Raw genomic sequence first — 26,546 nt, 5'->3', positions numbered from 1 at the left:
GAGCGAGGGCAGACGGGTACAATCGCGCCATGTCTAAATCCAAGCTCCTCATCGGCTTCCATGCCGTGACCGCCCGACTGCGCCACGGCGCAAAGTCGATCGACGAAATCTATTTCGAGGCCAACCGCCGCGACCGCCGCATGCAGGATTTCCTGAAGGCGGCGGAAGCTGCCGGCGTGCGCCTGATTCCGGCTGATAACGAACGTCTGCGCGGTATCGCTGGCACCGACCGCCATCAGGGTGTGGTTGCCAAGGCAGAGTCGTTGTCGCTGGCGCTCAATCTCGACGAACTGCTCGACGGTATTGAGGGCACGCCGCTGCTGCTCGTGCTCGATGGCGTGACCGATCCGCATAACCTAGGCGCTTGCCTGCGCGTGGCCGATGCAGCCGGCGCACATGCCGTGATCGCTCCCAAGGATCGCAGCGTCGGCATCAACACCACGGTGGCCAAGGTAGCCAGCGGCGCTGCCGAGACCGTTCCCTACATCACCGTGACCAACCTGGCGCGCACGCTGCGCGAGCTGCAGGAGCGCGGTGTGTGGGTGATCGGCACGGCGGATGAAGCTGAGCAGGATCTCTACCAAGCTGACTTCAAGGGCCCGATCGCCATCGTGATGGGCGCTGAAGGCGAGGGCATGCGCCGTCTCACGCGCGAGACGTGTGACGCGCTGGTCAGCATCCCCATGGCAGGTAGCGTGGAAAGCCTGAACGTGTCGGTGGCCAGCGGCGTTTGCCTGTTCGAGGCGGTGCGTCAACGCGCAGCCGCACCGGCCAAGAAGTGATGTCTGTCGAACCGACGGCTGCGCCTGACGCGGCTGCGTTGGCGCAGGCACGTGCCTGGATTGAGTCTGCAGACCGCATCATGGTGCTGACCGGCGCGGGGGTGTCGGCGGAATCCGGCGTGGCCACGTTCCGTGATGCGCTCACGGGCTTGTGGGAGAAGTTCAAGCCCGAAGACATGGCGACCGAGGCTGCCTACCGCAAGCACCCGCGCATGGTGTGGGACTGGTACCAGGAGCGCCGCGAACGTGTGCTGCAGGCCCAGCCGAATCCTGCTCATCTGGCGATTGCCGCCTTGGCCAAGCGCAAGACAGTGACGGTCGTCACACAGAACGTCGACGGCCTGCATCAACGTGCCGGCAGCGAAGGCGTGATCGAGCTGCACGGCAACCTGTTCGTCGACAAATGGCTGGGCGGCTGCGGTAAATGTGATGTGGCGACGGCCGAGCCGGGCAGGCCGCCGCGTTGTGCGACATGCGGCGCGATGCTGCGTCCGGGCGTGGTGTGGTTTGGTGAACAGCTTCCGCTGGTGGCGAACTACCGCGCCGAAGAGGCGGCCAACACGTGTGACGTATGCCTGGTGGTGGGCACGTCCGGCATGGTGTATCCGGCGGCCGGATTGCCGGGTCTTGCGAAGGACCACGGCGCCAAGGTGATCGTCGTGAATCCGGAGCCGAGCGCGCTGGATGGAACGGCCGACCTGGTGATCCACCAGCCGGCGGGCGTGTGCTTGCCCGCCATGCTGGGGTAAGGCACCGCCTTCTTTTTAAGCCGCTACGCGCAGCGGCTCAATCAACGCTTCCAATTTAACCGCATCCGCAGCAAACAGGCGGATGCCTTCGGCCAGCTTTTCGGTGGCCATGGCATCGGCGTTCATGTGCCAGCGGAACGATTTCTCGTCGGCGGGCAGGCGCACGATGTTGGCGGCATTGGCGTTGTCCGGCGAGAGCTTGCGCTCGACCGGCGCATCGGATTGCTGCAACTGGGCGAGCAGGTCCGGGCTGATGGTGAGCAGGTCGCAGCCAGCCAGTTCGACGATCTGCGACACATTGCGGAAGCTCGCGCCCATCACCTCGGTCGCGTAGTCGAACTTCTTATAGTAGTTGTAGATGCGCAGGACGGACTGCACACCCGGGTCATTCGCACCGCCTTGGGCGACTGGGTCCCAGTTGGCGCCGGCGTCTTTCTTGTACCAGTCGTAAATGCGGCCGACGAACGGCGAGATGAGCTGCACGCCCGCTTCCGCGCATGCCACGGCTTGCGCCAGCGAGAACAGCAGCGTCATGTTGCAGCGGATACCTTCGGCGCGAAGCTGGTCGGCCGCGCGAATGCCTTCCCACGTCGATGCAATCTTGATCAGCACACGCTCACGTGCCACGCCGCGTGCTTCGTACAGCGCGATCAGGTGCTTGGCCTTAGCGACGGTCGCCTCGGTGTCGAACGACAAACGCGCATCGACTTCGGTCGACACGCGACCCGGGATGATCGAGAGGGTCTCGCAGCCGAATGCCACGAGCACGGCATCGATGATGTCTTCCACGCTGTTACTACGCGCATCGCGCACGGCTTGTTCCAGCAGCGGGCGGTATTCGGCCTTTTGCACGGCCTTCAGGATCAGCGATGGGTTGGTGGTCGCGTCGTGCGGCGCGTAGGCGCGCATCGACTGGAAATCGCCCGTGTCGGCGACAACGGTGGTGAACTGCTTGAGTTGATCGAGCTGAGTCATGAAGCGAGTCCGTGGTACGTTCCAGCGTTGCGCTGGAGGTGGAAGGATGAGTCGATTGTACTCCGCGGGTTTGGCTCCGCCAGCCGGCCGGGAGCCATCGTATTGATCCGGTACACTACCGGGTTTTCCGATTCCGACCGGTTTCTTGGGGTGTTTGCGATGACGCAGGATGAACTGAAGGCACTGGTGGCACAGGCCGCCGCAGATTACGTATTGGCCAACGTGCCCGAGGGCGCGGTACTGGGTGTCGGCACCGGTTCGACGGCCAACCTGTTCATCGACGCGATGGCGTCGCACAAGGCACGCTTTGCCGGCGCGGTGTCCAGCTCGGAGGCTTCGACGCGCCGCCTGCAGGGTCACGGCTTCACGGTGCTGGATCTGAATGAAGTCGACGCCATCCCTGTGTACGTGGACGGCGCTGACGAGATCGACGCTTCGGGCGCGATGATCAAGGGCGGCGGCGGTGCGCTCACGCGCGAGAAGATCGTCGCATCGGTCGCCAAGACGTTCGTCTGCATTGCCGATGGCAGCAAGCTGGTCGAGACGATGGGCGCATTCCCGCTGCCGGTGGAAGTGGTGCCGATGGCACGTGCCGCCGTGGCGCGCCAACTGGCTGCGCTGGGCGGTCAGCCGCGTCTGCGCATGACCAAGGAAGGGCAGATCTACAAGACCGACAACGGCAATGTGATCCTCGACGTGGTGGGGTCGCGCATTGCCGATCCGAAGGGACTCGAATCGGTGGTCAACGACATCCCGGGCGTGGTCACCGTGGGCCTGTTTGCCAAGCGCGGTGCCAACGTGCTGCTGCTGGGTACGGAAGCGGGCGTACAGCGTCGCGATTTCTGACCGCTACACCGCCACCAGGCACCAAACAAACATGCCGTTCAGTTCACGCTGAGCGGCATGTTTGCTTTTGAGCCTCGTATTGATTGCCTTAGTCGCCCGGCTCACCCTCGTGCACGCCGGGTGACGCGACACCGCACGCGCGCAGCACCAGCTGCACGACTTCCTCGGTGCGCTCGGCAAAGGCCTTTTGCGTGAGCGCGCGTTTGCCTGAGAGCGCGCGGATCTGCGCTTCGAAATCGGCGTAGTGCTGGGTGGTCGACCAGATCAGGTACATCAGCGTTTCTGCGTCGACGGGCGCGAGTTGTCCGCGTGCGATCCAGGTGTCGATGACCTGCACGCGCGTGTCGAACCACGGTTTGACGCGCTGCGCGAGGATGTCCTGCATATGTTCCGCGCCGTGGATGATCTCGTTGGCCCAGACCTTGGAGCCCAATGGCCGGCGGCGTGACAACTCCATCTTGGCGCGCACGTAGCTGCTGATGGCCTCGGCGGGATCGTCGCTGTCTTCAAACGAGTTGGCCGCGCGGTGCCAGTCTTCAAACAGATCTTCGAGCACCCGCTTGTACAGCGCCAGCTTGGTCGGAAAGTAGTAGTGCAGATTCGCCTTGGGCAAGCCGGCGCGCTCGGCAATCATGGCGGTGCTCGCGCCTTCGAGTCCACGTTCGGCAAACACCGCTTCGGCGCAGGCCAGCAGATGCGCTTCGTTCGAGGCGCGGATATGCGCCTTGCGCCGCCGCATTGGCGTTGCGGTTTCGGTGTTGTCGGAGGGTGCGGCTGCGGCTGGGTCGTCTCGCATGGTGGTCTCGTGCGGCGTGTCTGCGCAGGGGATGCCGCGCTGCGCCTCATTCTAGTCGCTGCGATGGCAGCACGGCATCTCTCGACCGTGAGGGCGAACTCTTCATGCTGCGCCGCAATGGCACGCTTCTCGCTTTAAAAGCCCGTCTGCGAAAGACATTGATTTGACAGGAATCCTCGTCTACAACCTGTCCATTCGGACAGGATTGCGTTGGCGAGGAGGACTCCGAAAACACTGCCCGAGACGACACCATCCGCATGCACCGCCCGCGTGCGGAGATGCCCCAAAACACGGCCGCCGCTGCACCGCATGGGTGTGACCGGCAGGCCGGCATGGCGGACCCCAAAGGAGCGACACGCAATGAGTGCAGCACCCGAAGCGTTGGAAACGGCCCGGCTTGATACGTCGATCCGGGTCAACGGCAAGCGATTGTGGGACAGCCTGATGACGGTAGCGAAGATCGGCGCGACACCCAAGGGTGGTGTCTGCCGGCTTGCGCTGACCGATCTCGATAAGCAGGGGCGCGATCTCATCGTCGGCTGGGCCAAGGAGGCCGGCTGCACGGTGACGGTCGATCAGATGGGCAACGTGTTCATGCGACGCGCCGGGCGCAACCCGGATGCGCTGCCTGTGATGACCGGTTCGCATGCGGACTCACAGCCGACCGGCGGCCGCTTTGATGGCATCTATGGCGTGCTCGGCGGGCTGGAGGTGATTCGCAGCCTGAACGACCATGGCATCGAGACCGAGCACCCGATCGAGGTCGTGATCTGGACCAACGAAGAAGGCTCGCGCTTTGCGCCGGCGATGGTGGCCTCGGGCGTGTTTGCGGGTGTCTTCACGCTGGAATACGGCCTCTCGCGCAAGGACGTGGACGGCAAGACCATCGGCGAAGAACTCAAGCGGATCGGCTATGCGGGCGATGTGCCGTGCGGGGGCCGCAAGCTGCACGCCGCGTTCGAGTTGCATATCGAGCAGGGGCCGATTCTGGAGGCCGAGCAGAAAACCATCGGTGTGGTGACGGATGCGCAAGGCCAACGCTGGTACGAGATCACGCTGACGGGCCAGGAGGCCCACGCCGGCCCGACACCCATGCCGCGCCGCCGCGACGCGCTGTTGGGCGCCGCACGCGTGGTCGATCTGGTCAACCGCATCGGGCTGGACCACGCGCCGTTTGCCTGCGCGACGGTCGGCATGATGCAGGTGCACCCGAACTCGCGCAACGTGATTCCGGGGCGTGTGTTCTTCACGGTCGATTTCCGGCATCCGGAGGATGCGGTGCTCGCGAAGATGGACGCCGCGCTGCGCGAGGGCGTCGCCAAGATCGCCCAGGGCATCGGGCTGGAAACGCAGCTCGAGCAGATCTTCTACTACGAGCCCGTCAAGTTCGATGCCGCGTGTGTGGCATCCGTGCGTGCGGCGGCAGAGCGCTTTGGCTATTCGCACCGCGACATGGTGTCCGGCGCGGGCCACGATGCGTGCTATCTGGCGCAGGTGGCGCCCACGTCGATGGTGTTCGTGCCGTGCGTGGACGGCATCAGCCACAACGAGATCGAAGACGCCACGCCCGAGTGGATCGAGGCCGGCGCGAATGTTCTGCTGCACGCGATGCTCTCGCGCGCATCCGAGCCCGCTTCATAGCGCAACCGTAGTCGCTGTCGCATCACCCCAAAACGAAAGCCGTCCCGACCTCGCCTGTGTGAGGCCGGCGGGCACGGCTGTGTCCTCACACGGAAGAAGGAGCCACCATGGCTATCAAGGAAACGGGCGATATTGCCGCGCACCGTCTGTCGCCGGAGCAGTTGTCGTGCGAGTTTGCCGACATCGCGCCGTTGCTCGATCCCACCGCTGCGGCGGCTGCGGCCAGCCGCTGTCACTACTGCTACGACGCCCCCTGCGTGCAAGCGTGTCCGACGCAGATCGACATCCCCAGCTTCATCCGCAAGATCGGCAACGGCAACCTGAAGGGCGCGGCGGTGGACATCCTCTCCGCCAACCCGCTCGGCGGGATGTGCGCGCGGGTGTGCCCGACCGAGATCCTGTGTGAAGGCGCATGCGTGCGCAACGATCAGGATGCGCAGCCTGTGGCGATTGGCGCGTTGCAGCGTCATGCCACGGATTGGGCGATGGCCAAGGGTGTGCCGCTTTTCAAGCGGGCGCCAGAAACCGGCCGCCATGTCGCCGTTGTCGGTGCTGGGCCGGCGGGGCTGGCGTGCGCGCATCGGCTGGCGTTGGCCGGGCACCGCGTCACGCTGTTCGACGCGCATGCCAAGCCGGGTGGCTTGAACGAGTACGGCATTGCCGCCTACAAGACCGTCGACGATTTTGCGCAGCGCGAGGTGGCGTGGCTGCTGTCGGTCGGCGGCATTGAACTGAAGACCGGCGTGGTCTTGGGCGGCGACATGTCGCTCGATGCGTTGCGCAAGCAGCACGATGCCGTGTTCCTGGCGATGGGCCTGGGTGGCGTGCGGGCGTTGGCGCTGGAAGGCGAAGACCTGTCGGGCGTGATGAACGCCGTCGATTTCATTGAGCAGGTGCGCCAAGCCGCTGCGCTGGAAACCGTGCCGGTCGGCCGGCGCGTGGTGGTCATCGGCGGCGGCAACACCGCCGTGGATGCTGCCGTGCAAAGCCACAAGCTCGGCGCGACGACGGTGACGATGGTCTACCGGCGCGGTGTCGAGTCGATGAGCGCCACCTGGGCTGAGCGCGAATTCGCGCAGAAGAATGGCGTCACCCTCATCACGCACGCCAAGCCGGTGCGCTTGATTGGGCAGGGCGGGCAGGTGATCGGCGTGGAGTTCGAGTGCTCGGGTGAAGCAGGCGAACGCTTTACGGTCGATGCCGACATGGTGCTCAAGGCCATCGGCCAGACACTGGTGCCGATTGGCGTGGATGGCGAACTGCTGACCGTTGACGGCAGCCGCATCGCCGTGGACGCAGGCGGGCGCACCACCTTGCCTGACGTGTGGGCCGGTGGCGACTGCGCAGCCACGGGTGGCGTCGACCTGACGGTGCAGGCCGTGCAGGACGGCAAGGTTGCCGCCGCCTCCATCGACGCTTATCTGGCAAGCCTCACGGCCAAGGCGGCCTGAGCCGCACCCCCGAACACCACTTTCCACGGAGCCGAACATGGCTGACTTGCGCTGCACGATTGCCGGCATTAAATCGCCGAACCCCTTCTGGCTGGCTTCCGCGCCGCCCACCGACAAGGCCTACAACGTGAACCGCGCGTTTGAAGCGGGCTGGGGCGGGGTGGTGTGGAAGACGTTGGGGCTTGACCCGCATGTGGTCAACGTCAGCTCGCGCTACGGCGCGGTGCAATGGAATGGCCAGCGTATCGCGGGGCTGAACAACATCGAGCTGATCACCGATCGTCCGCTGGATGTGAACCTGCGAGAGATTGCGCAAGTCAAGCGCGACTGGCCGGATCGTGCGCTGATTGTCTCGCTGATGGTGCCGTGCAATGAGAGCGACTGGAAGTGGATCCTGCCGATGGTGGAAGACACCGGTGCCGATGCGGTCGAGCTCAATTTCGGCTGCCCGCACGGCATGAGCGAGCGGGGCATGGGCGCGGCGGTCGGCCAAGTGCCGGAGTATGTGGAGATGGTGACCCGCTGGGTGAAAGAGACCACCAAGCTGCCGTGCCTGGTGAAGCTCACGCCCAACATCACCGACATCCGTTTGGGCTCGCGTGCGGCCTATAAGGGCGGGGCAGATGGCGTGTCGCTCATCAACACGATCAACTCCATCGTGGCGGTCGACCTGGACCAGATGGCGCCGATGCCCACCGTGGACGGCAAAGGCACCCACGGCGGCTACTGCGGCCCCGCCGTCAAGCCGATCGCGCTGAACATGGTGGCCGAGATCGCCCGCGATACGCAGACGCCCAATCTGCCGATCTCGGGTATCGGCGGTATTTCCAACTGGCGCGATGCGGCGGAGTTCATCGTGCTCGGCGCGGGCAGCGTGCAGGTGTGCACGGCGGCCATGCATTACGGTTTTCGCATCGTGCAGGACATGGCCGACGGCTTGGCCAACTGGATGGACGAGAAGGGCTACGCCACGCTGGACGACATCCGGGGCCGCGCCGTGCCCAATGTGACGGACTGGAAGTACCTGAACCTGAAGTACGACATCAAGGCGCGCATCGACCAGGATCGCTGCATCCAATGCGGCCTGTGCCATATCGCCTGCGAAGACACGTCGCACCAGGCCATCACGCGCGAGAAAGAGGGCAAGCGCCACTTCGAGGTGATCGACGCCGAATGCGTCGGGTGCAATTTATGCATGCATGTCTGCCCCGTCGAGCAATGCATCACGATGGAGCGTGTGGACGCGGGCGACTACGCCAACTGGACCACGCATCCGAACAACCCGGCGCGCGTGGTGGCAAGCGCGCCCGACGTCGGTGCCACAGAGCCTGCGCCTGCGGCCAAGGCAGCGTGATCCTGCTTGTGCTGACCGGTTTTGATTCCTACAAATGAGCCTGACGCGCGCCGCAGAGCGCGCCATCAACCCGTGGAGGTCTTTCAATGAAGCAGGCAGCGCACTCCGCCGATCCACTCGCGGCCGGCAGCAGTCTTTACAACGACGATCTGGCGCCCACCGGTGTGGCCCAGCGCACGTGGAAGTGGTACCACTTTGCGGCACTGTGGGTCGGCATGGTGATGAACATCGCCTCGTACATGCTGGCCGCGGGGTTGACGGAGCAGGGCATGTCGCCGTGGCAGGCGGTGGCGACGGTGCTGCTGGGCAACGCCATCGTGCTGGTGCCGATGCTGTTGATCGGCCACGCGGGCGCTAAGCATGGGATTCCATATGCGGTGCTGGTGCGCACATCGTTCGGTACGCAGGGGGCGAAGCTGCCGGCGCTGCTGCGCGCCATCGTTGCGTGCGGCTGGTATGGCATCCAGACGTGGCTGGGCGGCAGTGCCATCTATACGTTGGCCAACATCCTGACGGGCAATGCACTGCACGGCGCGCCGCTACCGTTTCTCGACATCTCAGGCGGGCAGCTTGCGTGCTTTCTGTTGTTCTGGGCGCTGCAGCTTTACTTCATCCTGCACGGTACCGATTCGATCCGCTGGCTGGAAAGCTGGTCCGCCCCCATCAAGATCGTGATGTGCATCGTGCTGGTGTGGTGGGCCACGTCCAAGGCCGGTGGTGCGGGCTCGATGCTCTCCACACCGTCGCAGTTCGTGGCCGGCGGCAAGAAGGCCGGCCAGTTCTGGGCAACGTTCTGGCCGAGCCTCACGGCCATGGTGGGCTTCTGGGCGACGCTGGCGCTGAACATTCCGGACTTCACGCGCTTTGCCAAATCGCAGCGCGACCAGATCATCGGCCAGTCGATCGGCTTGCCGATTCCGATGGCGCTGCTGTCGGTCATCTCGGTGGTGGTCACGTCGGCCACCGTGGTCATCTACGGCAAGGCCATCTGGGACCCGATCGACCTGACCAGCCGCATGACCGGCATCGGCGTGGGCGTTGCGCTCATCATCCTCACGCTGGACACCATGTGCTGCAACCTGGCAGCGAACCTAGTCGGGCCCGCATACGATTTTTCCAGCCTGTGGCCCAAGGGCATTTCGTACAAGACGGGCGGGCTGATCACGGCCACCATCGCCATCGTGATGATGCCGTGGAAGATTCTGGCCACGTCGGAGGGCTACATCTTCACGTGGCTGGTGGGCTATTCCGCGCTGCTGGGGCCGGTGGCCGGCATCATGATGGTCGACTACTTCCTCATCCGCGGCACGCGCCTGAACGCGCGCGAGCTGTTCGATGAGCACGGTGAATACACCTACACCGGCGGCTGGAACCTCGGCGCGGTCGTCGCGCTGGCTGTGGGCGTGCTGCCTAACCTGCCGGGTTTTCTGCATACCGCGTTTCCGAGCGCGTTCCCGAACGTGCCGGCGTTCTTCAATACGCTCTACACGTACGCGTGGTTCGTTGGCCTCGTGCTGGCGGCGCTGGTTTACAGCGCGTGGATGAAGCTGCGCGGCAGCCCGAGCGCCAGTGTGGCGAGTGCCTGAACTTCATCCAACTGCGCACCCATACAACCCACAAGGAGACAGCGACATGACGACCTTGATCCGTGGCGGCACGGTCATCGATGCAGACCGCACCTGGCGTGCCGACGTGCTCTGCGCCAGCCCAGAGAGTGGCGGCACCATCCTGCAGGTGGCGGCGCAGATCGACGCGCCGGCCGGCGCCACGGTCATTGATGCGCACGGGCAATACGTCATGCCCGGCGGCATCGACCCGCACACGCACATGGAGCTGCCCTTCATGGGCACCACGGCCAGCGACGATTTCTTTACCGGCACGGCGGCGGGTCTGGCAGGCGGCACCACCAGCATCATCGACTTCGTGATCCCCAGCCCGCGCCAGCCGCTGATGGACGCCTTTCGCGAATGGCGCGGCTGGGCCGAGAAGGCCGCCGCCGACTACGGCTTCCACGTTGCTGTGACATGGTGGGACGAGTCCGTGCATCGCGATATGGGAACGCTCGTGCACGAGCACGGCGTCTCCAGCTTCAAGCACTTCATGGCCTACAAGAACGCGATCATGGCCGACGACGAGATCCTGGTGAACAGCTTCTCGCGCTCGCTCGAACTGGGCGCGTTGCCCACCGTGCACGCGGAAAACGGCGAACTCGTCTTCCAGCTCCAGCGCCAGTTGCTTGCGCGCGGCATCACGGGGCCGGAGGCGCATCCGCTGTCGCGCCCGCCCGAGGTGGAGGGCGAGGCGGCCAACCGCGCCATCCGCATCGCCCAGGTGCTGGGCGTGCCGGTGTACATCGTGCATGTGTCGGCCAAGGATGCGGTGGACGTGATTGCCCGCGCGCGCAACGAAGGCCTGCGTGTGTTCGGCGAGGTACTGCCGGGCCATCTGGTGATCGACGAAGCGGTGTACCGCGACCCGGATTGGACGCGTGCCGCCGCCCATGTCATGAGCCCGCCGTTTCGCTCGGCCGAGCATCGTGAGGCGCTGTGGCGTGGGCTGCAGGCCGGCCAACTGCACACCACTGGCACGGACCATTGCACGTTCTGCGCTTCGCAAAAAGCGATGGGCCGAGAGGACTTCACCAAGATCCCGAACGGCTGCGGCGGCATTGAGGACCGCCTGTCCATCCTGTGGCATCACGGCGTCAACGCGGGCCGCATCACGCCCAACGAGTTTGTGCGCATTACCTCGACCAACGCTGCGCAGATCTTCAACCTGTATCCGCGCAAGGGCGCAGTGCAGCCCGGTGCGGATGCCGATCTGGTGGTGTGGGACCCGGCGGGCACCAAGACGATTTCCGTGAAGACGCATCACCAGAAGGTGGACTTCAACATCTTCGAAGGGATGACGGTGCGCGGCGTGGCCACCCATACGCTCACACGGGGCGCGCTGGCCTGGGCCAATGGCGACCTGCGTGCCGTGCGCGGCGCGGGGCAGTACCTGAAGCGTCCGCCGGCGGCGGCGTATTACGACGCCATCCGCCTTGCCAATGCGCGCCGCACGCCGCATGCGGTGGATCGCGCTACGGAGGTGTTGTCGACCGCAAAGTAGTGCGCTGCATATGCCAAGGCAAAGACCGCTCACTGCTTGGGCGGTCTTTTTTTGTGCGGCAGGAAAATCACATTCACAGCGGTTGAGCGTTTGCGATGTGCATGTTGCTAAAAACAGCATTAAGTAGCGCGTCAAGTGGCCGATAAGACGGACGCGGTGGCTCAGACGCCGCCCGCATTGCGCGCATGACAAGAACAGGATGCACGCGATGTTGCCTGCGCAGTCGTCTTACCCGGAACACGATGAAACTTGCTCTCAAACTCCCCCTGGCCTTTGCCGCCGCATTGCTGTTGATGTTTGCCGGGGCCATCTACGGCATTGCGTCCCTCAATCACTCCATCGTCGAATACAACACGACCGTGCAGGCGCGCGTGGCTGACGAACGTGCGGTGACGAATATGCTCGTCACCTTCAAGACGCAGGTGCAGGAGTGGAAGGACACCCTGCTGCGCGGTGAAGACCCGAACAAGCTGGACAAATACTGGGGCGCTTTCCTTCAGCGTGAACAGACCGTGGCCGACCAGGCGAAGGCGCTGCAGGCGTCGCTGCCGGCCGGCAAGAGCCGCGACCTGATCACCCAATTTGCAGCGGCGCACGCAGAGATGGGCAAGGGCTATCGCAAGGGCCACGACATGTTCGTGGCAGCGTCGTTTGATCCGACGGTGGGCGACAAGGTTGTGGCCGGCGTGGACCGCGAGCCGGCACGTTTGCTCGATGAGGCCGCCAGGGAGATTGCCGCAGAGAGCAAAGTCGTGTCAGCCAAGACTGCCGAGGCTGCGCACACTGCACTGGTGGTCAGCGTGGTGCTGATGCTGGCGGCATTCGGCTTGGGGTTGGGCGGCGCGTTTCTGTTCAGCCGCTCGATCACGCGGCCGCTGTCGCGTGCGGTGGATGTTGCGAGCGCCGTCTCGCATGGCGATCTGGCCCAGCAGTTTGAGGCGCACGGCACGGACGAAATCGGCCAGTTGCTCACCGCGCTCAAGGATATGCAGCGCAGCCTCGCCAAGGTGGTGAGCGAAGTGCGCCACAACGCCGAGGGCGTGGCTTCCGCCAGCTCGCAGATTGCTTCGGGCAACCTGAACCTGTCATCGCGTACGGAAGAGCAGGCGGCCTCGCTGGAGGAGACCGCTGCCAACATGGGTGAGCTGACTTCCACCGTGCGTCGCAATTCGGAGAGCGCGGTGCAGGCCTCCAAGCTGGCCGGGCACGCGTCGGATACGGCTGCGCGTGGCGGTCAGGTGATGAGCGATGTGGTGCAGACCATGCAGGGCATCTCGGAGAGCTCCAGCAAGGTCGGTGAGATCATCGGCGTGATCGACAGCATTGCGTTCCAGACCAACATCCTGGCGCTGAATGCAGCAGTGGAAGCCGCGCGCGCCGGCGAGCAGGGCCGCGGCTTTGCCGTGGTGGCAGGCGAGGTGCGTACGCTGGCGCAACGCAGTGCGTCGGCGGCCAAGGAGATCAAGGGACTGATCGGTCAATCGACCGAGCGCGTGGAGGCGGGAGCGAGGCTGGTGCAGGAAGCCGGCGGCATCATCGACGACATCGTCACCTCCGTGCACCGCGTGACGCAGATCGTGACGGAAATCTCCTCGGCCTCGGCGGAGCAGAGCACCGGTATCGAGCAGGTGAACATCGCCGTTGGGCAGATCGAGGAGGTGACGCAGCAGAACGCCGCGCTGGTGGAGGAGGCGTCAGCCGCCGCGCAAGCCATGGCGGATCAGGCTGATGCGCTGCGCCGCGCCGTGGCGATCTTCAAGCTGGACGGGGCTGCCGTACTGGCCTAAGCGTCGGGCGAGCGCCCAGAAGCAACCCAGAAGCAAAAAAGCCGTTCAGTTTGCGCTGAACGGCTTTTTTGCTGGGGTTGGCAGATCAGGCCGACGGCGGCGGCACGTAGCCCGAAGCCTGGTCGGCGCCTTCACCAAAGAAGTACTTCTCGGTCTGCTTGAGCAGGTACTGGCGCGCACGCGTATCCGCCATGTTCAGGCGGTTTTCGTTGATCAGCATGGTCTGGTGCTTGAGCCAGCCGGCCCAGGCTTCCTTTGAGACGCTTTGCCAGATCTTCTTGCCCAGTTCGCCGGGCAGGGGCGGGAAGTCGAGGCCTTCGGCTTCTTTGTCGAGCTTGATGCAGTGGACCATGCGGGCCATGGGGATTCCTCTTGTGTGGCGGAAGCGCCGCTCTAGCGCGGCGCAGGTGCCGGTATTGTAAAGGCCGCACGCCGCCGGGCTCGGATTCCACGACGGCGGCCGGGGATTTACAGCTTCTTCATCAGCACCATCGAACGCCGTTGCCAGTTGTACAGCTTGCGGCGGTCTTCCGGCAGATCATCCACGCTGGCGCGCACAAAGCCACGCTTGAGGAACCAGTGCTCCGTCCGCGTGGTGAGCACGAACAACCGCTTGAGCCCCAACGCGCGGGCGCGAACTTCGGTGTGCTTGAGCAGGCGTTCGCCGTCGCCGGTGCCCTGGCTGTCGGGGGAGACGATCAGGCAGGCCATTTCGGCCATGCCGTCCTTCGGGTACGGATACAGCGCCACGCAGCCAAAGATGATGCCGTCGTGCTCGATGACCGAGAAGTTGGCAATGTCGCGCTCCAGCAGCCGGCGCTCGCGCGGCACCAGCGTGCCGTCGGCTTCCAACGGTTCGATCAGCGAGACGATGCCGCCCACGTCGTCCAGCGTGGCTTCGCGCAGGTATTCCAGATCGGTGTGCGACACCATGGTGCCCACGCCGTCGTGCAGGAACAGCTCCAGCAGGATGCTGCCGTCCAGCGCAAACGGGATCACATGTGCCCGGCGCACGCCGCCACGCATGGCCTTGACGATGTGCTGCAAGTAATAGGCTGTGTCGTGCGACAGGCTGCCGTCGCGCAGGCGCTCGATGGCCGTTTCCATCGACAGGTCCTGCTGCAGCTTGCCCACGCGGTCCATGATGCCCGGCAGCTCGGTGATGAAGATCAGCTTGTCGGCCTTGAGCGCCGTGGCGGTGTTGGCGGCCACGTCTTCCATCGACAGGTTGAACGCCTGCCCCGTGGGCGAGAAGCCCAGCGGCGAGAGCAGCACGATCTTGCGGTTGGCCAGCGAATGCTGGATCGACTCCGCATCGATCTTGCGCACCAGCCCCGTATGCTGGAAATCCACGCCATTGACGATGCCAACCGGCCGCGCCGTCACAAAGTTGCCCGACACGACCGACATGCGTGCGCCCGCCATCGGCGTGTTGGGCAAGCCCTGGCTGAAGGCGGCTTCGATATCCAGGCGCAATTCGCCCGAGGCTTCCTTGGCGGATTCCAGCGCGGCGGCGTCCGTCACCCGCACGCCATCCACGAACTGGGTTTGCACGTTGCGCAGCGCGAGCTGTTCTTCCACCTGCGGGCGCGAGCCGTGCACCAGCACGATGCGCATGCCCATGGCGTGCAGCAGGGCGAGGTCGTTGACCAGCCAGCCGAGCATGTCGGCCTTGACCAGCTCGCCACCAAAGCCGATCACGAAGGTCTTGTCGCGGAAGGCATGGATGTACGGTGCCACCTCGCGCAGCCAATCGACGAACTGCCGCTGCTCGGCGGTGGGCGGAATCGGGGCGACGTCGACGGGGGCAGGCGTGTGCGCCACCAGCGAAACACCGGGGGCGGGGGCGGAGGAACGAGCGGTCACGGGCGGAGGAGGGAAAACGGCACGGGGCGCGGGCCGGCGCGAGGAAAGATGCGCGGATTATAATCCCGCCCGATGTCAGATTCCCATGCCCAGCCGTCCCGGCCACGCCCGGCGGCACCCTCCCCGAAATCGCCGAAAGACACCCCATCGCCCGAGCGCAGGCCCGGCGCTGGCAGTGGTGGAAATGGTCGTCCTCAGCGCCGCCCGAAACCGACGCCGGAAGAGCTCGCCGCCGCGCTGGAAGCCCGTCGCGCACGCGCCAACCGCGTCCCGCCAATCACGTTTCCTGAGGCGCTGCCGGTTTCGGCCCGCCGCGACGAGATTGCTGAGGCCATCACCGCCAACCAGGTGGTGATCGTCTCGGGCGAAACCGGCTCGGGCAAGACCACGCAGTTGCCGAAGATCTGCCTGTCGATCGGGCGGGGTATCGGGGCGGGCGGTACCGGGTTGATCGGCCATACGCAACCGCGCCGGATTGCCGCCACATCGACGGCCAAGCGCATCGCGCAGGAGATCGGCACGCCGGTGGGCGAACACGTGGGCTATCAGGTGCGCTTTAACGATGCGCTGTCGGCCGGCGCGTCGGTCAAGCTGATGACCGACGGCATCCTGCTGGCCGAAACGCAGAACGATCCGCTGCTGCGCGCCTACGACACGATCATCATCGACGAGGCGCACGAGCGCAGCCTCAACATCGACTTCCTGATCGGCTACCTCAAGCAGCTCCTGCCGCGCCGGCCCGACCTGAAGGTGATCATCACCTCGGCGACGATCGATGCGCAGCGCTTTGCCGAGCACTTTGCGGGGCCGAAGGGTCCTGCGCCAGTCATCGAGGTCAGCGGCCGGTTGTATCCGGTGGAGGTGCGCTATCGCCCGGTTCAGCGCGACGAGAAGGACAAGGAGCGCGATCTCTACGAGGCGCTCGTCGATGCGGTGGACGAACTCGCCCGCGAGGGCTCCGGCGATGTGCTGATCTTCCTGCCGGGCGAGCGAGAGATTCGTGAAGCCGCCGAGGCGTTGCGCAAGCACCATCCGGCGCATACCGAGATCCTGCCGTTGTTTGCGCGCTTGTCCGTGCAAGAACAGGAGCGCGTGTTCCGGCCATCCAATGCGCGTCGCATCGTGCTGGCGACCAACGTGGCCGAGACCTCGCTCACGGTGCCGGGCATTCGCTACGTGGTCGATACGGGGCTGGCGCGCGTCAAGCGCTATTCGTATCGCAACAAGGTCGAGCAACTGCAGATCGAGCCGGTGTCGCAGGCCGCCGCCAACCAGCGCGCGGGCCGTTGCGGCCGGGTGGCGGATGGCGTGTGCATCCGCTTGTACGAGGAATCGGATTTCATCGCGCGGCCGCGTTTTACCGATCCGGAAATTCTGCGTTCGTCGCTGGCGTCGGTCATCTTGCGCATGAAGGCGCTGCGGCTGACGGATGTTGAGCAATTCCCCTTCATCGAGCCGCCGCTGGGCCGAGCGATTGCTGACGGCTACCAGCTTTTGCAGGAGCTCGGCGCCGTCGACGACGAGAATGCGCTGACCCCGCTGGGCAAACAGGTCGCCCGCCTGCCGCTGGACCCGCGTGTGGCGCGCATGATCCTGGCCGGGCGCGACCACCAGTGCCTGCGCGAAATGCTCATCATCGCGAGTGCGTTGTCCGTGCAAGACCCGCGCGAGCGCCCGCAGGAACTCCAGCAGCAGGCCGACCAAGCGCACCGTTTGTTTGCCGACGAGAAATCTGAATTCCTCGGCTGGGTGAAGCTGTGGAAGTGGTTTGAAGAGGCCGTCGCGCACAAGAAGTCGAACAAGCAGCTGCAGGACCAGTGCCGCTCGCACTTCCTGTCGCACGTGCGGCTGCGCGAGTGGCGTGATGTGTATTCGCAACTGCATACCACGGTTGCAGAGCAGGGTTGGAAGCTCAACGAAACCGATCCGACCTACGAGCAGTTGCATCTGGCGCTGCTGACGGGGTTGCTCGGCAACATCGGCGTGCGCATTGAGGAGGCCGATGGCAAGGGCCGCGAATACCTCGGTGCACGCGGCATCAAGTTCTTCCTGTGGCCGGGCTCGGTCATCGCGCGCAAGGCGGGCAAGTGGGTCGTGGGCGGCGAGCTGATCGAGACCAGCCGTCTGTTCGGCCGCACGCTCGCGCGCATCGAGCCGGAATGGGTCGAGAAGGTCGGCGCACATCTGCTGAAGGTGTCGTGGAGCGACCCGCACTGGGAGAAGAAGGCCGGCCAGGTGATGGCCTTCGAGCGCGGCACGCTGTACGGCCTGCCGATCTACCAGCAGCGCCGCGTGCACTTCGGGCCGATGCAGCCGAAGGAAGCGCGCGAAATGTTCATCCGCCGGGCGCTGGTCGACGGCGAGTTTGAGACGCGCCTGCCGTTCTTTACGCACAACCAGCGCCTGGTGCGCGAGATTGAAAACCTCGAACACAAGTCCCGCCGGCAAGATGTGCTCGTGGACGACGAGTTGATCTACGCGTTCTACGACAGCCAGATTCCGGCCGACATCTACAACACCGTGTCGTTCGAGCGCTGGTATGCCGAGGCCGCCAGCGCCAGTGGCAAAGCCGGCCAGAAGCTGCTGTACCTGAATCGCGATGACCTGATGCGGCACGAAGCGGCCGGCATCACGACGGACCTGTTCCCGAAGGTGCTGCCGATTGCCGGCATCGATATGGCCCTGACGTACCACTTCGAGCCCGGCAGCCCGCGCGATGGCGTGACGCTCACGGTTCCGCTGTACGCGCTCAACCAAGTGCCCGCGCAGCGCGCCGAATGGTTGGTGCCCGGCATGCTCAAGGAGAAGGTACATCTGCTGCTCAAGAGCCTGCCGCAGAAGCTGCGCCGCCATTGCGTGCCGCTGCCGGATTACGCGGCGGGCTTCGTGTCGCGGGTGAAGCTGGGCGATGGCGACTTGCTCGACCGCCTGATCGCCGACGTGCGTGAGCAGACCGGCATCATGCTCAAGCGTGCCGACTTCAAGCTTGAGACGCTGCCCGCGCATCACTTCATGAACTTCAAGGTGATCGACGAGCACGGTCGCCAGCTCGACATGGGCCGCAACCTGGCCCAGCTGCGTGCAGAACTTGGTGGACGTGCGCAGCAGACGTTCCAGTCGATCGCCGCAAAAGACGCGGCGGTCCTCGGTGCGCAAGAGAACGCCAAGCCGAACAAGAGCGCAAAGGGCAGTGGCAAGGGCGAGGCGCCGTCCAATGCGGCGCTGTATTCCGGTCTCACGACATGGAATTTCGGCGAACTGCCCGAGCTGCTGGAAATCCGCAAAGGCAACCAGACGCTGTTCGGCTATCCGGCCCTCGTGGATGCGGGCGACCACTGCGATGTGGAAGTCTTCGATGACCCGGCCGAGGCCACGCGCATCCATCGGCTGGGCCTGCGCCGGTTGTTCGCGATCCAGCTACGCGAGCCGCTGAAGTACCTGGAAAAGAACATCCCCGGCCTGTCGCAGATGGCGATCCAGTTCATGAACCTGGGCACGCAGGACGAACTGCGCGACCAGATTCTGGACGCCACGTTGGAGCGCGCCTGCCTGCAAGACCCGCTGCCCACCGACGACGCCAGCTTCGGCGCCCGCAAGGACGAAAGCCGTGCTCGCCTGACGCTGCTGGCGCAGGAGATTGCCCGGCTGGTCGGCGCCATCCTGGCCGAATACGCGCAACTGCCGCGCAAGCTGCAGATCGCCAAGCCATTTGCTGCCGCCGCTGCGGATATCGACGCGCAGCTTAAGACGCTGATGCACAAGCGCTTTATCGAGGCGACGCCGTATGCGCAGTTGACGCACTTCCCGCGTTACCTGAAAGGCATCGCCTTGCGCATCGACAAGCTCAAGGCCGACCCGGCGCGCGACGCGCAGCGCATGCAGGAGATGGCGCCGCTGATCCAGCAATATCAGCGCGCCGAGAAAGCATTGCGCGTGCAAGGGCAGGGTGGCAGCGACCCGCGCATGGAGGAATTCCGCTGGATGCTGGAGGAGTTGCGCATCGCCCTGTTTGCGCAGGAGTTGCGCACACCGGTGCCGATGTCGGTCAAACGGTTGCAGAAAGTATGGGAATCGATGCAGCGGTAGCCCGCCGTGCATTGCTGGGCGCTGGGAAAGTTCCCACTTTCTTTTTTTGATTTGTGTCAGCGACGCCATAACAGCGGGCGTTAAAATGGCTGGCTAAGTTGCTGAATCTTCTCGCTATGTCTGCCTCGCGCGCCTCGTTTGCCTCCCGTTGGTTCTCCACACTCGTTCTGTCGGCCGCTGCCCTGATGGCAGCGCATGCGGCGCGTGCTGAAGTCGTCACTGTGCTCAACTCGGGCGACGCCAGCGTCTCACTGATCGACAAGGACACCCGCAAGGTGCTGGAGACCTTCCCGGTCGGCAAGGAGCCGCACCACCTGATTGCCACGCCCGATGAAAAGTCGCTGATTGTCGCCAACGCCGTCGGCAACGATCTGGTGTTCCTTGATCCGGTCACGGGCAAGATTCAACAGCGCGTGCCCCGCATTGATGACCCGTACCAGATCGGCTTCTCGCCTGACCAGAAGTGGTTCCTGACCACCGGCAACCGTCTGGACCGCGTTGATATCTATCGTTGGGACGGTCACGCGCTCACCATCGCCAAGCAAATTCCGGCCGCCAAGACGCCGAGCCACATTGCCTTTACCGCCGACAGCAAGATCGCGTTCATCACCGTGCAGGATTCCAACGAGGTGATGGCCATCGATCTGCCCACGCAGACCGTGATGTGGCGCATGACCATCGGCTCCGCGCCGGCCGGCGTGTGGGTCACGACGGATCAAAAATACCTGCTGGTTGGTATGACGGGCGCCGATTACGTTGAGGTGATCGACTGGCATACCCGCACCAGCGTCAAACGCATCCCGACCGGCAAGGGCGCGCACAACTTCCGCGCGCTGGGCGACAAGCGCCATCTGTTCCTGTCGAACCGCGTGTCGGGCACGATCAGCATCATCGACCAGCAAACGCTGACCAAGGTGGGCGACATCACTGGCCTGCCGCCCGGTCCGGACGATATGGAGTTGACCGCCGACGGCAAGCAGCTCTGGGTGACCTGCCGCTGGGCCAAGACGGTGGCCATCGTCGATGTGGCAAGCCGTACGGTGGTGGACAAGATCAAGGTCGGGCGCTCGCCGCACGGCATCTACTTCCGTTCGCGCGCTCCACTTATCTAACGCATGGCGGCCATGAAAACGGGTCTGTCGATACTTCGCACGGTGGCCGCTACGGCAGCCCTGGGGCTGTGTGCGCTAGCCATGGCAGCGCCTGGCGGCGTGAATGCCGGCGCCTGCAAGGGCACCGTCTACCTGACGTTCGATACCGGCAGCATGAGTCAGGCGCAGTTGATTGCCGACACGCTGCGCCGCCATCGCATCCACGCCACGTTCTTCCTCGCCAATGAGAAGACGATCAATGGCGACAGCACGCTGGACGATGGTTGGGCGCCGTACTGGAAATCGCTGGCGGCCGACGGCCACGCTTTCGGCACGCACACCTTCGATCACGTCTACTACAAGGGCGAAGCTGGCGCCGGAAAAGTCCGCTTCCGCCCGCAGTTCGGCGAGCAGGGCGGCCGCAACGTCGTCTGGGGCGAGCCCGAATTCTGCTCGGAACTCAAGCGCAGCGCCGAACGCTTCAAGGCCATGACTGGCCAGCCGATGGACCCGCTGTGGCGTGCGCCGGGCGGGCATCTGTCGGCCACCACCGAAGGCTGGGCCAAGCAGTGCGGTTTTGCCCACGTGGCTTGGGCGCCCGCCGGTTTCCTCGGCGACGAATTGCCGTCCGAGCGCTATCCGAACGACGCGCTGCTGCAAAAGGCGCTGTCCAACCTGCGCGATGGCGACATCACCATGGCGCACCTGGGCATCTGGTCGCGCAAGGACCCGTGGGCGCCAGCTGACCTGGAGCCGCTGATCACGGGCCTGGAGCGCAAGGGTTTCTGCTTCGCCACGCTGCGCGATCACCCGCAGTACAAGGCCTGGTTTGCCGCTCACCCGGCAGCCCGTTGAGTGTTCGCCATGTTCGACTGGATTTCCGACACCTTCACGCAAGCGCAGGATGTGCTGTTTCAGCACATCGTGATGCCGCTCACCTATGCGATTGGCCTCGGTGGCTACGTTGAAGATGCGTACCCCGGCACTGAATGGCTGTTGATGGGGCTGGTGCAGATCGCCGTGTTGCTGCTGGTTCTGCGGCCGCTGGAGCGCTGGCGCCCGGTGGAGCCGATGCATGACCGAAAGGCCGTGCGCTCGGACATCTTCTACACGTTGTTCCATCGGCTCGGTTTCTTCCCGCTGCTGATGTTCTTCACGCTGCAGCCGCTGATCGACGACCTGGACGGCAAGCTGCGCTTCTGGGGCTGGGCACACCTGAACGTTGAAGACTGGTGGCCGGGCGTCACGTCTGTCGCCATCGTCAGCTTTCTGATCTACCTGGTGCTGTTCGACCTGCTCGACTACTGGTACCACCGCCTGTCGCACAAGTTCCACTGGTGGTGGAACCTGCATTCGCTGCACCACAGCCAGCAGCAGATGACGATGTGGTCGGATGACCGTAACCACATCCTCGACGATGTGCTGCGCGGTGCGGTGTTCGCCATCGCCGCACTGGCCATCGGGGTTGAGCCGTCGCAGTACGTGCTGCTGGTTGCTGTCTCGCAATTGCTGCAAAGCTTGCAGCACGCCAATGTGCGGCTGCACTTCGGCTGGCTGGGTGGGCGGCTGCTGATCTCGCCGCGCTTTCACCGGTTGCACCACGCCATCGGCCTCGGGCACGAGGTGCCGGGCAAACCGGGCGTGCTGGGTGGCTGTAACTTCGGTGTGCTGTTCCCGTGGTGGGACATGCTGTTTGGCACCGCCATCTTCTCGCCGGACTATCACGCCACCGGCATCCGCGATCAGCTGCCCGCGCCGCAAGGCCGTTCGCGCGACTACGGACGCGGCGTGCTGCGCCAGCAATGGCTGGGCTTCAAGCGTCTGATTGGCCGCGCCTGAGGGGCACTCTGCGTGACCTGAGGCGATGCCGGCAGCATGTCGGCCTGCTGTGCTAGGCTGTCCGCTCCCTGATTTTCCGACTCCTGCATGAACGATCTGATTCGCTCGTTTGGCCGCGCGCTGCTCTCCCAACTGCATCCGCGCATGTTGTTCCTGACCGTGCTGCCGTTTGTGGTTGCCATCGTGGTGTGGGGCGCCGTCCTGTACTTCGGCTGGGATGCGATGAACGGCATGGCGCGGGGCGCCGTGGAAAGCTGGGCGTTTATGGGCTGGATCAAGAGCGGTCTGGGCGCCATCGGCATGTCGGGTTTGTGGTCGGCCATCGCGCCGCTGCTGGTCATCACACTGCTGGTGCCGGTGATCGTCGTGTCGATCCTCGTTTTTGTGAGCGTGACGGCGGTGCCGCCGGTCATGCGTTTTCTGGATCGCAGCTACCCGCAGTTGGAGCGTCGCAAGGGCGGTTCGGTGGTGGGCAGCGTGATGCATGCGCTGCTGTGCACGCTGGTGTTCATCCTGGTGGCGATCGTCACGCTGCCGCTTTGGCTGATTCCGCCGTTCTTCGCATTGATCCCCCCATTGCTGTGGGGCTGGCTGACTTACCGCCTGATGACCTACGACGCGCTGGCCGATCACGCCACGCCTGAAGAGCGCCGGGCGATCATGCAGCGCTACCGGTTGCCGCTGCTGGGCATCGGCATTGCAGTCGGCATGCTGGGCTCGGCGCCCACGCTGCTGTGGGTGTCGTCGGTGGTGACGATCGTGCTGTTCCCGATCATTGCGATTGCCGTCATCTGGCTGTACGTGCTGATCTTCATCTTCTCGGCGCTGTGGTTTGGGCATTTCTGCCTGCGTGCGCTCACACGCTTGCGCGCCGAGGCGCCACCCGCACGCATGGTCGAGGCGAGCGTCATCGACGTGCGGAGCATTGAACTGCCCCGCGAATAACAAGGACTGACATGGCTTTCGGCATGATCATCATCGGCGACGAGATCCTCTCCGGCCGCCGCGAAGACAAGCACCTGCGCAAGCTGATCGAAGTACTGGGCGAGCGCGGTCTGGCGCTGGAGTGGGCCGAGTATGTCGGCGACCAGCCGGCGCGCATCACCAGCGTGCTCAAGCGCACGTTCGCCAGCGATGACGTGGTGTTTTGCACCGGCGGCATCGGCGCCACGCCTGATGACCACACACGCCAATGTGCTGCCGCCGCGCTGGGCGTGCCGCTGGAATTGCATCCTGAGGCGCGTGAGCTGATTGCGCAGCGCATTGCCGACACGGCTGCTGGTGACCCGGTCAAGGCCGATCTCACCACGCCCGAGAACCAGCACCGTTTCAAGATGGGCGAGTTCCCGCAGGGTGCGCGCATCATTCCGAACAGCTACAACCGCATCCCAGGCTTCTCGGTGGCGCATCATCACTTCATGCCGGGCTTTCCGGTGATGGCGTGGCCGATGATGGAGTGGGTGCTCGACACCTACTACGGCGATCAATTCCACCGCGCGCCGCGCGAGGAGCGCTCGTTCCTGGTGTTTGGCTTGCCGGAGTCGAGGCTGACGCCGCTGATGGAGCGCATCGAGGCCGAGTTCGATGGCGTGAAGGTGTTCAGCCTGCCCAGCGTTGGCGATGCAGCGCGCGGCGAGCGCTATGCCCGCTCGCACATCGACCTAGGGGTGAAGGGTTCACCCGAGGCCGTAGCGCGCGCCTATGTGGTGCTGCGCGAAGGCGCGCTGGCGCTGGGCGGCGAGATCATTGAGGCGGACGCCGCAGCGGCGTCCTGATTGCCTTGAATTCCGTGGGCGGCGCGCTGTGTCGTTATGCGCCGTGCCACGGCAAGCCGCGGAAGCACCAGCCTTCCACCGTCTTGCGATGGCCTTCGCTGTCCTTGGCGCCCTCGAAACCTTCCAACACATCCATCGCCAGCGTGTAGCCGGCCTGTGCGGCCGCTACGGCGGCATGCTTGGAGCGCGCTGCGCTTCGGCACAGGAACAGCACCGGCACGTCCTTCGGCACGGCCGCTTCCAGCGCGCTGAGGAAGTTCGCGTTGCGCACGCCGCCCGGGTACTGGTTCCACTCCACGTGTGTGAACTGATCGGGCGCCACGTCCGGGGTACCAACCCAGTCCAGTTCAGCGCGTGTGCGCACGTCCACCAGATGGGCTTGCGGATCGGCCGCCAGCAGGGCGGCAGCTTCTTGCGGCGACAGGGCGCCGAAGTACTGGAGCTGGTCGGCCTCGCGGCGGGCAGAGGCCGCTTCCAGCAGGGACTCGCGGGTGAGTGTGGTGGCAGTCATGGCAATCGGCGAAAGGGAAAGCAACCATTCTAGCGTTGCCGTCACATGATGCGGGTGGAATTCACCGGAACGGTGCGAAGGCCGTTGGTGCGCACTTAAGTGGTGCCGCTCTGGTTTTCGTGCACCATGGCTGTGCGTTGGCTATCCTGCCTGAACAGCGGGGCTCTTGTGTGGCCGATTCCGACCAAGCTGTCTGCACCGGCGTCTTGATGCCGTCGCACCGTGTCAGGCATGGGCTGGCGCGGTGCTGCACTATTTGCGGGAGCACATGCCCGTCATCGGGGTGACACTGGCATGCTTTCTGCTAATATTCCCGCGGTCTTTTCCAGGGCGTTTGGCGGTGCCGGACGTCCCTGGCGAGAAGAAGATGTTTCGGGGGTGAGGGCGATCGCAGCGATCCGTCACACAACCGGCTCACAATACTTTGCGTTATTGCGCTACCAGGAGAATGGCATGTCCCAAAGCATTGCAGACGTGATGAAGCTCGTGAAGGAAAACGACGTCAAGTTCGTCGATTTCCGTTTCACCGATACCAAGGGTAAAGAGCAGCACGTCTCGGTTCCCGTCTCGCATTTCGACGAAGACAAGTTCGAAAGCGGCCACGCATTCGACGGTTCGTCGATCGCCGGCTGGAAGGGCATCGAAGCGTCGGACATGCTGCTGGTGCCGGATGCAAACACAGCCCACGTCGACCCGTTCTACGAAGAGCCGACCCTGGTGCTGACCTGCGACGTGGTCGAGCCGTCGGACGGCAAGGGCTACGACCGCGACCCGCGCTCGATCGCCAAGCGCGCTGAAGCCTACCTGAAGAGCACCGGCCTGGGCGACACCGCCTACTTCGGTCCGGAACCCGAATTCTTCATTTTCGACGGCGTGACCTGGAACGTCGACATGCAAGGCTGCTTCGTGAAGATTCAATCCGAAGAAGCCCCGTGGTCGTCGGGCAAGGAATTCGAACACGGCAACTCGGGCCATCGTCCGGGCAAGAAGGGCGGCTACTTCCCGGTTGCCCCGATCGACACGTTCCAAGACATGCGCTCGGAAATGTGCCTGATTCTCGAATCGCTGGGCATTCCGGTTGAAGTGCACCACCACGAAGTGGCTGGCCAAGGCCAGAACGAAATCGGCACGAAGTTCAGCACGCTGGTGCAACGCGCCGACTGGACCCAACTGCAAAAGTACGTGATCCAGAACGTCGCGCACACCTACGGCAAGACGGCCACGTTCATGCCGAAGCCGGTCGTGGGCGACAACGGTTCGGGCATGCACGTTCACCAGTCGGTGTGGAAGGACGGCCAGAACCTGTTCGCAGGCAACGGCTACGCCGGCCTGTCGGAATTCGCGCTGTACTACATCGGCGGCATCATCAAGCATGCTCGCGCGCTGAACGCCATCACCAACCCGGGTACGAACTCGTACAAGCGTCTGGTGCCGGGCTTCGAGGCTCCGGTCAAGCTGGCCTACTCGGCACGTAACCGTTCGGCTTCGATCCGCATTCCGTACGTTGCGAACCCGAAGGGCCGCCGTATCGAAACGCGTTTCCCGGATCCGCTGATGAACCCGTACCTGGGCTTCTCGGCCCTGCTGATGGCTGGTCTGGACGGCGTGCAGAACAAGATCCACCCGGGCGAAGCTGCCGACAAGAACCTGTACGACCTGCCGCCGGAAGAGGATGCAAAGATCCCGACCGTGTGCGCAAGCCTGGATTCGGCTCTGGAGCACCTGGACAAGGATCGCGAGTTCCTGACCCGCGGTGGCGTGTTCTCCAACTCGATGATCGACGCCTACATCGAGCTGAAGATGGAAGAGGTCACGCGCTTCCGTATGACCACGCACCCGATCGAGTTCGACATGTACTACTCGCTGTAATGCGCGAGCGCCCCGAT

At 64.4% G+C, this 26,546-nt stretch carries 21 protein-coding genes; 16 read left to right on the top strand and 5 right to left on the bottom strand.

The window, feature by feature from the left end; genetic code table 11:
* Positions 1-29 precede the first annotated feature (29 nt).
* Positions 30-782, top strand: a complete 753-nt coding sequence (rlmB, locus tag F7R11_RS12145) for a 23S rRNA (guanosine(2251)-2'-O)-methyltransferase RlmB (protein WP_021194204.1) — start codon at positions 30-32, stop codon at positions 780-782.
* Positions 782-1,531, top strand: coding sequence for an SIR2 family NAD-dependent protein deacylase (locus F7R11_RS12140; RefSeq protein ID WP_064803817.1), 750 nt, complete (start codon positions 782-784; stop codon positions 1,529-1,531). The genes rlmB and F7R11_RS12140 overlap by 1 nt, the downstream gene beginning before the upstream one ends.
* Before the next feature lie 15 nt (positions 1,532-1,546).
* On the opposite strand, the gene tal is transcribed toward F7R11_RS12140, so the two are convergent.
* Positions 1,547-2,506: a transaldolase gene (gene tal / locus F7R11_RS12135; RefSeq protein ID WP_064803816.1), complete on the bottom strand. Its 960-nt coding sequence runs from the start codon at positions 2,504-2,506 to the stop codon at positions 1,547-1,549.
* 159 nt (positions 2,507-2,665) lie between these two features.
* Here tal and rpiA point away from each other — a divergent pair, with 159 nt between their 5' ends.
* Positions 2,666-3,352 carry a ribose-5-phosphate isomerase RpiA gene (gene rpiA, locus F7R11_RS12130; protein ID WP_064803814.1) on the top strand — a complete coding sequence of 229 codons (687 nt, stop codon included), beginning with the start codon at positions 2,666-2,668 and terminating at the stop codon, positions 3,350-3,352.
* Positions 3,353-3,440: 88 nt separating this feature from the next.
* Here the strand turns inward: rpiA and F7R11_RS12125 are convergent, their stop codons facing one another.
* A complete protein-coding gene (locus tag F7R11_RS12125; protein ID WP_064803811.1) occupies positions 3,441-4,148 on the bottom strand; it encodes a TetR/AcrR family transcriptional regulator in 708 nt (235 codons plus the stop codon).
* A gap of 360 nt (positions 4,149-4,508) precedes the next feature.
* On the opposite strand from F7R11_RS12125, the gene F7R11_RS12120 reads away from it, so the two are divergent.
* From F7R11_RS12120 to F7R11_RS12095, 6 genes are all read left to right on the top strand, one after another.
* Positions 4,509-5,789 carry a Zn-dependent hydrolase gene (locus F7R11_RS12120; RefSeq protein ID WP_064803809.1) on the top strand — a complete coding sequence of 427 codons (1,281 nt, stop codon included), beginning with the start codon at positions 4,509-4,511 and terminating at the stop codon, positions 5,787-5,789.
* Between the two features lie 107 nt (positions 5,790-5,896).
* The gene (locus F7R11_RS12115; protein ID WP_064803807.1) at positions 5,897-7,240 is read left to right on the top strand and encodes an NAD(P)-dependent oxidoreductase; all 1,344 of its coding nucleotides are present in this window, start codon (positions 5,897-5,899) and stop codon (positions 7,238-7,240) included.
* 37 nt (positions 7,241-7,277) lie between these two features.
* Positions 7,278-8,594: an NAD-dependent dihydropyrimidine dehydrogenase subunit PreA gene (gene preA / locus F7R11_RS12110; protein WP_064803804.1), complete on the top strand. Its 1,317-nt coding sequence runs from the start codon at positions 7,278-7,280 to the stop codon at positions 8,592-8,594.
* Between the two features lie 86 nt (positions 8,595-8,680).
* The gene (locus F7R11_RS12105; protein ID WP_064803801.1) at positions 8,681-10,180 is read left to right on the top strand and encodes an NCS1 family nucleobase:cation symporter-1; all 1,500 of its coding nucleotides are present in this window, start codon (positions 8,681-8,683) and stop codon (positions 10,178-10,180) included.
* 46 nt (positions 10,181-10,226) lie between these two features.
* On the top strand, positions 10,227-11,705 hold the full coding sequence (gene hydA, locus F7R11_RS12100; protein ID WP_064803799.1) for a dihydropyrimidinase: 1,479 nt from the start codon (positions 10,227-10,229) through the stop codon (positions 11,703-11,705).
* Positions 11,706-11,947: 242 nt separating this feature from the next.
* Complete coding sequence (locus F7R11_RS12095; protein ID WP_064803797.1) at positions 11,948-13,492, top strand: methyl-accepting chemotaxis protein; 1,545 nt, start codon at positions 11,948-11,950, stop codon at positions 13,490-13,492.
* 85 nt (positions 13,493-13,577) lie between these two features.
* On the opposite strand, the gene F7R11_RS12090 is transcribed toward F7R11_RS12095, so the two are convergent.
* Together F7R11_RS12090 and argA are read right to left on the bottom strand one after the other, a co-directional pair.
* Positions 13,578-13,853 (bottom strand): oxidative damage protection protein, encoded by a 276-nt coding sequence (locus F7R11_RS12090; RefSeq protein WP_021194215.1) that lies wholly within the window; start codon positions 13,851-13,853, stop codon positions 13,578-13,580.
* 107 nt (positions 13,854-13,960) lie between these two features.
* A complete protein-coding gene (gene argA / locus F7R11_RS12085; RefSeq protein WP_231973231.1) occupies positions 13,961-15,316 on the bottom strand; it encodes an amino-acid N-acetyltransferase in 1,356 nt (451 codons plus the stop codon).
* A gap of 114 nt (positions 15,317-15,430) precedes the next feature.
* Here argA and hrpA point away from each other — a divergent pair, with 114 nt between their 5' ends.
* From hrpA to F7R11_RS12055, 6 genes are all read left to right on the top strand, one after another.
* Positions 15,431-19,444, top strand: coding sequence for an ATP-dependent RNA helicase HrpA (gene hrpA / locus F7R11_RS12080; RefSeq protein WP_064803793.1), 4,014 nt, complete (start codon positions 15,431-15,433; stop codon positions 19,442-19,444).
* 116 nt (positions 19,445-19,560) lie between these two features.
* Positions 19,561-20,556 (top strand): YVTN family beta-propeller repeat protein, encoded by a 996-nt coding sequence (locus F7R11_RS12075; protein WP_021194218.1) that lies wholly within the window; start codon positions 19,561-19,563, stop codon positions 20,554-20,556.
* Between the two features lie 12 nt (positions 20,557-20,568).
* Positions 20,569-21,390, top strand: a complete 822-nt coding sequence (locus tag F7R11_RS12070; protein WP_064806348.1) for a polysaccharide deacetylase family protein — start codon at positions 20,569-20,571, stop codon at positions 21,388-21,390.
* 9 nt (positions 21,391-21,399) lie between these two features.
* On the top strand, positions 21,400-22,374 hold the full coding sequence (locus F7R11_RS12065) for a sterol desaturase family protein (RefSeq protein WP_064803791.1): 975 nt from the start codon (positions 21,400-21,402) through the stop codon (positions 22,372-22,374).
* An 87-nt stretch (positions 22,375-22,461) separates the two neighbouring features.
* Entirely contained in the window at positions 22,462-23,319 is an 858-nt protein-coding gene (locus tag F7R11_RS12060) for an EI24 domain-containing protein (RefSeq protein ID WP_064803789.1), read from the top strand.
* A gap of 11 nt (positions 23,320-23,330) precedes the next feature.
* Positions 23,331-24,149 carry a competence/damage-inducible protein A gene (locus F7R11_RS12055; protein ID WP_064803786.1) on the top strand — a complete coding sequence of 273 codons (819 nt, stop codon included), beginning with the start codon at positions 23,331-23,333 and terminating at the stop codon, positions 24,147-24,149.
* 34 nt (positions 24,150-24,183) lie between these two features.
* Here the strand turns inward: F7R11_RS12055 and F7R11_RS12050 are convergent, their stop codons facing one another.
* Positions 24,184-24,660 (bottom strand): rhodanese-like domain-containing protein, encoded by a 477-nt coding sequence (locus F7R11_RS12050; RefSeq protein ID WP_064803784.1) that lies wholly within the window; start codon positions 24,658-24,660, stop codon positions 24,184-24,186.
* Between the two features lie 453 nt (positions 24,661-25,113).
* Between F7R11_RS12050 and F7R11_RS12045 the strand changes: the two genes are divergently transcribed.
* Positions 25,114-26,529, top strand: coding sequence for a 3-hydroxylaminophenol mutase (locus tag F7R11_RS12045; RefSeq protein ID WP_021194224.1), 1,416 nt, complete (start codon positions 25,114-25,116; stop codon positions 26,527-26,529).
* Positions 26,530-26,546: the final 17 nt, after the last annotated feature.

The organism is Ralstonia insidiosa (genome assembly GCF_008801405.1).
Classification (GTDB): domain Bacteria; phylum Pseudomonadota; class Gammaproteobacteria; order Burkholderiales; family Burkholderiaceae; genus Ralstonia; species Ralstonia insidiosa.
Note: the sequence above shows the minus strand (reverse complement) of the source record. Positions and strands in the feature narration are given on the sequence as shown.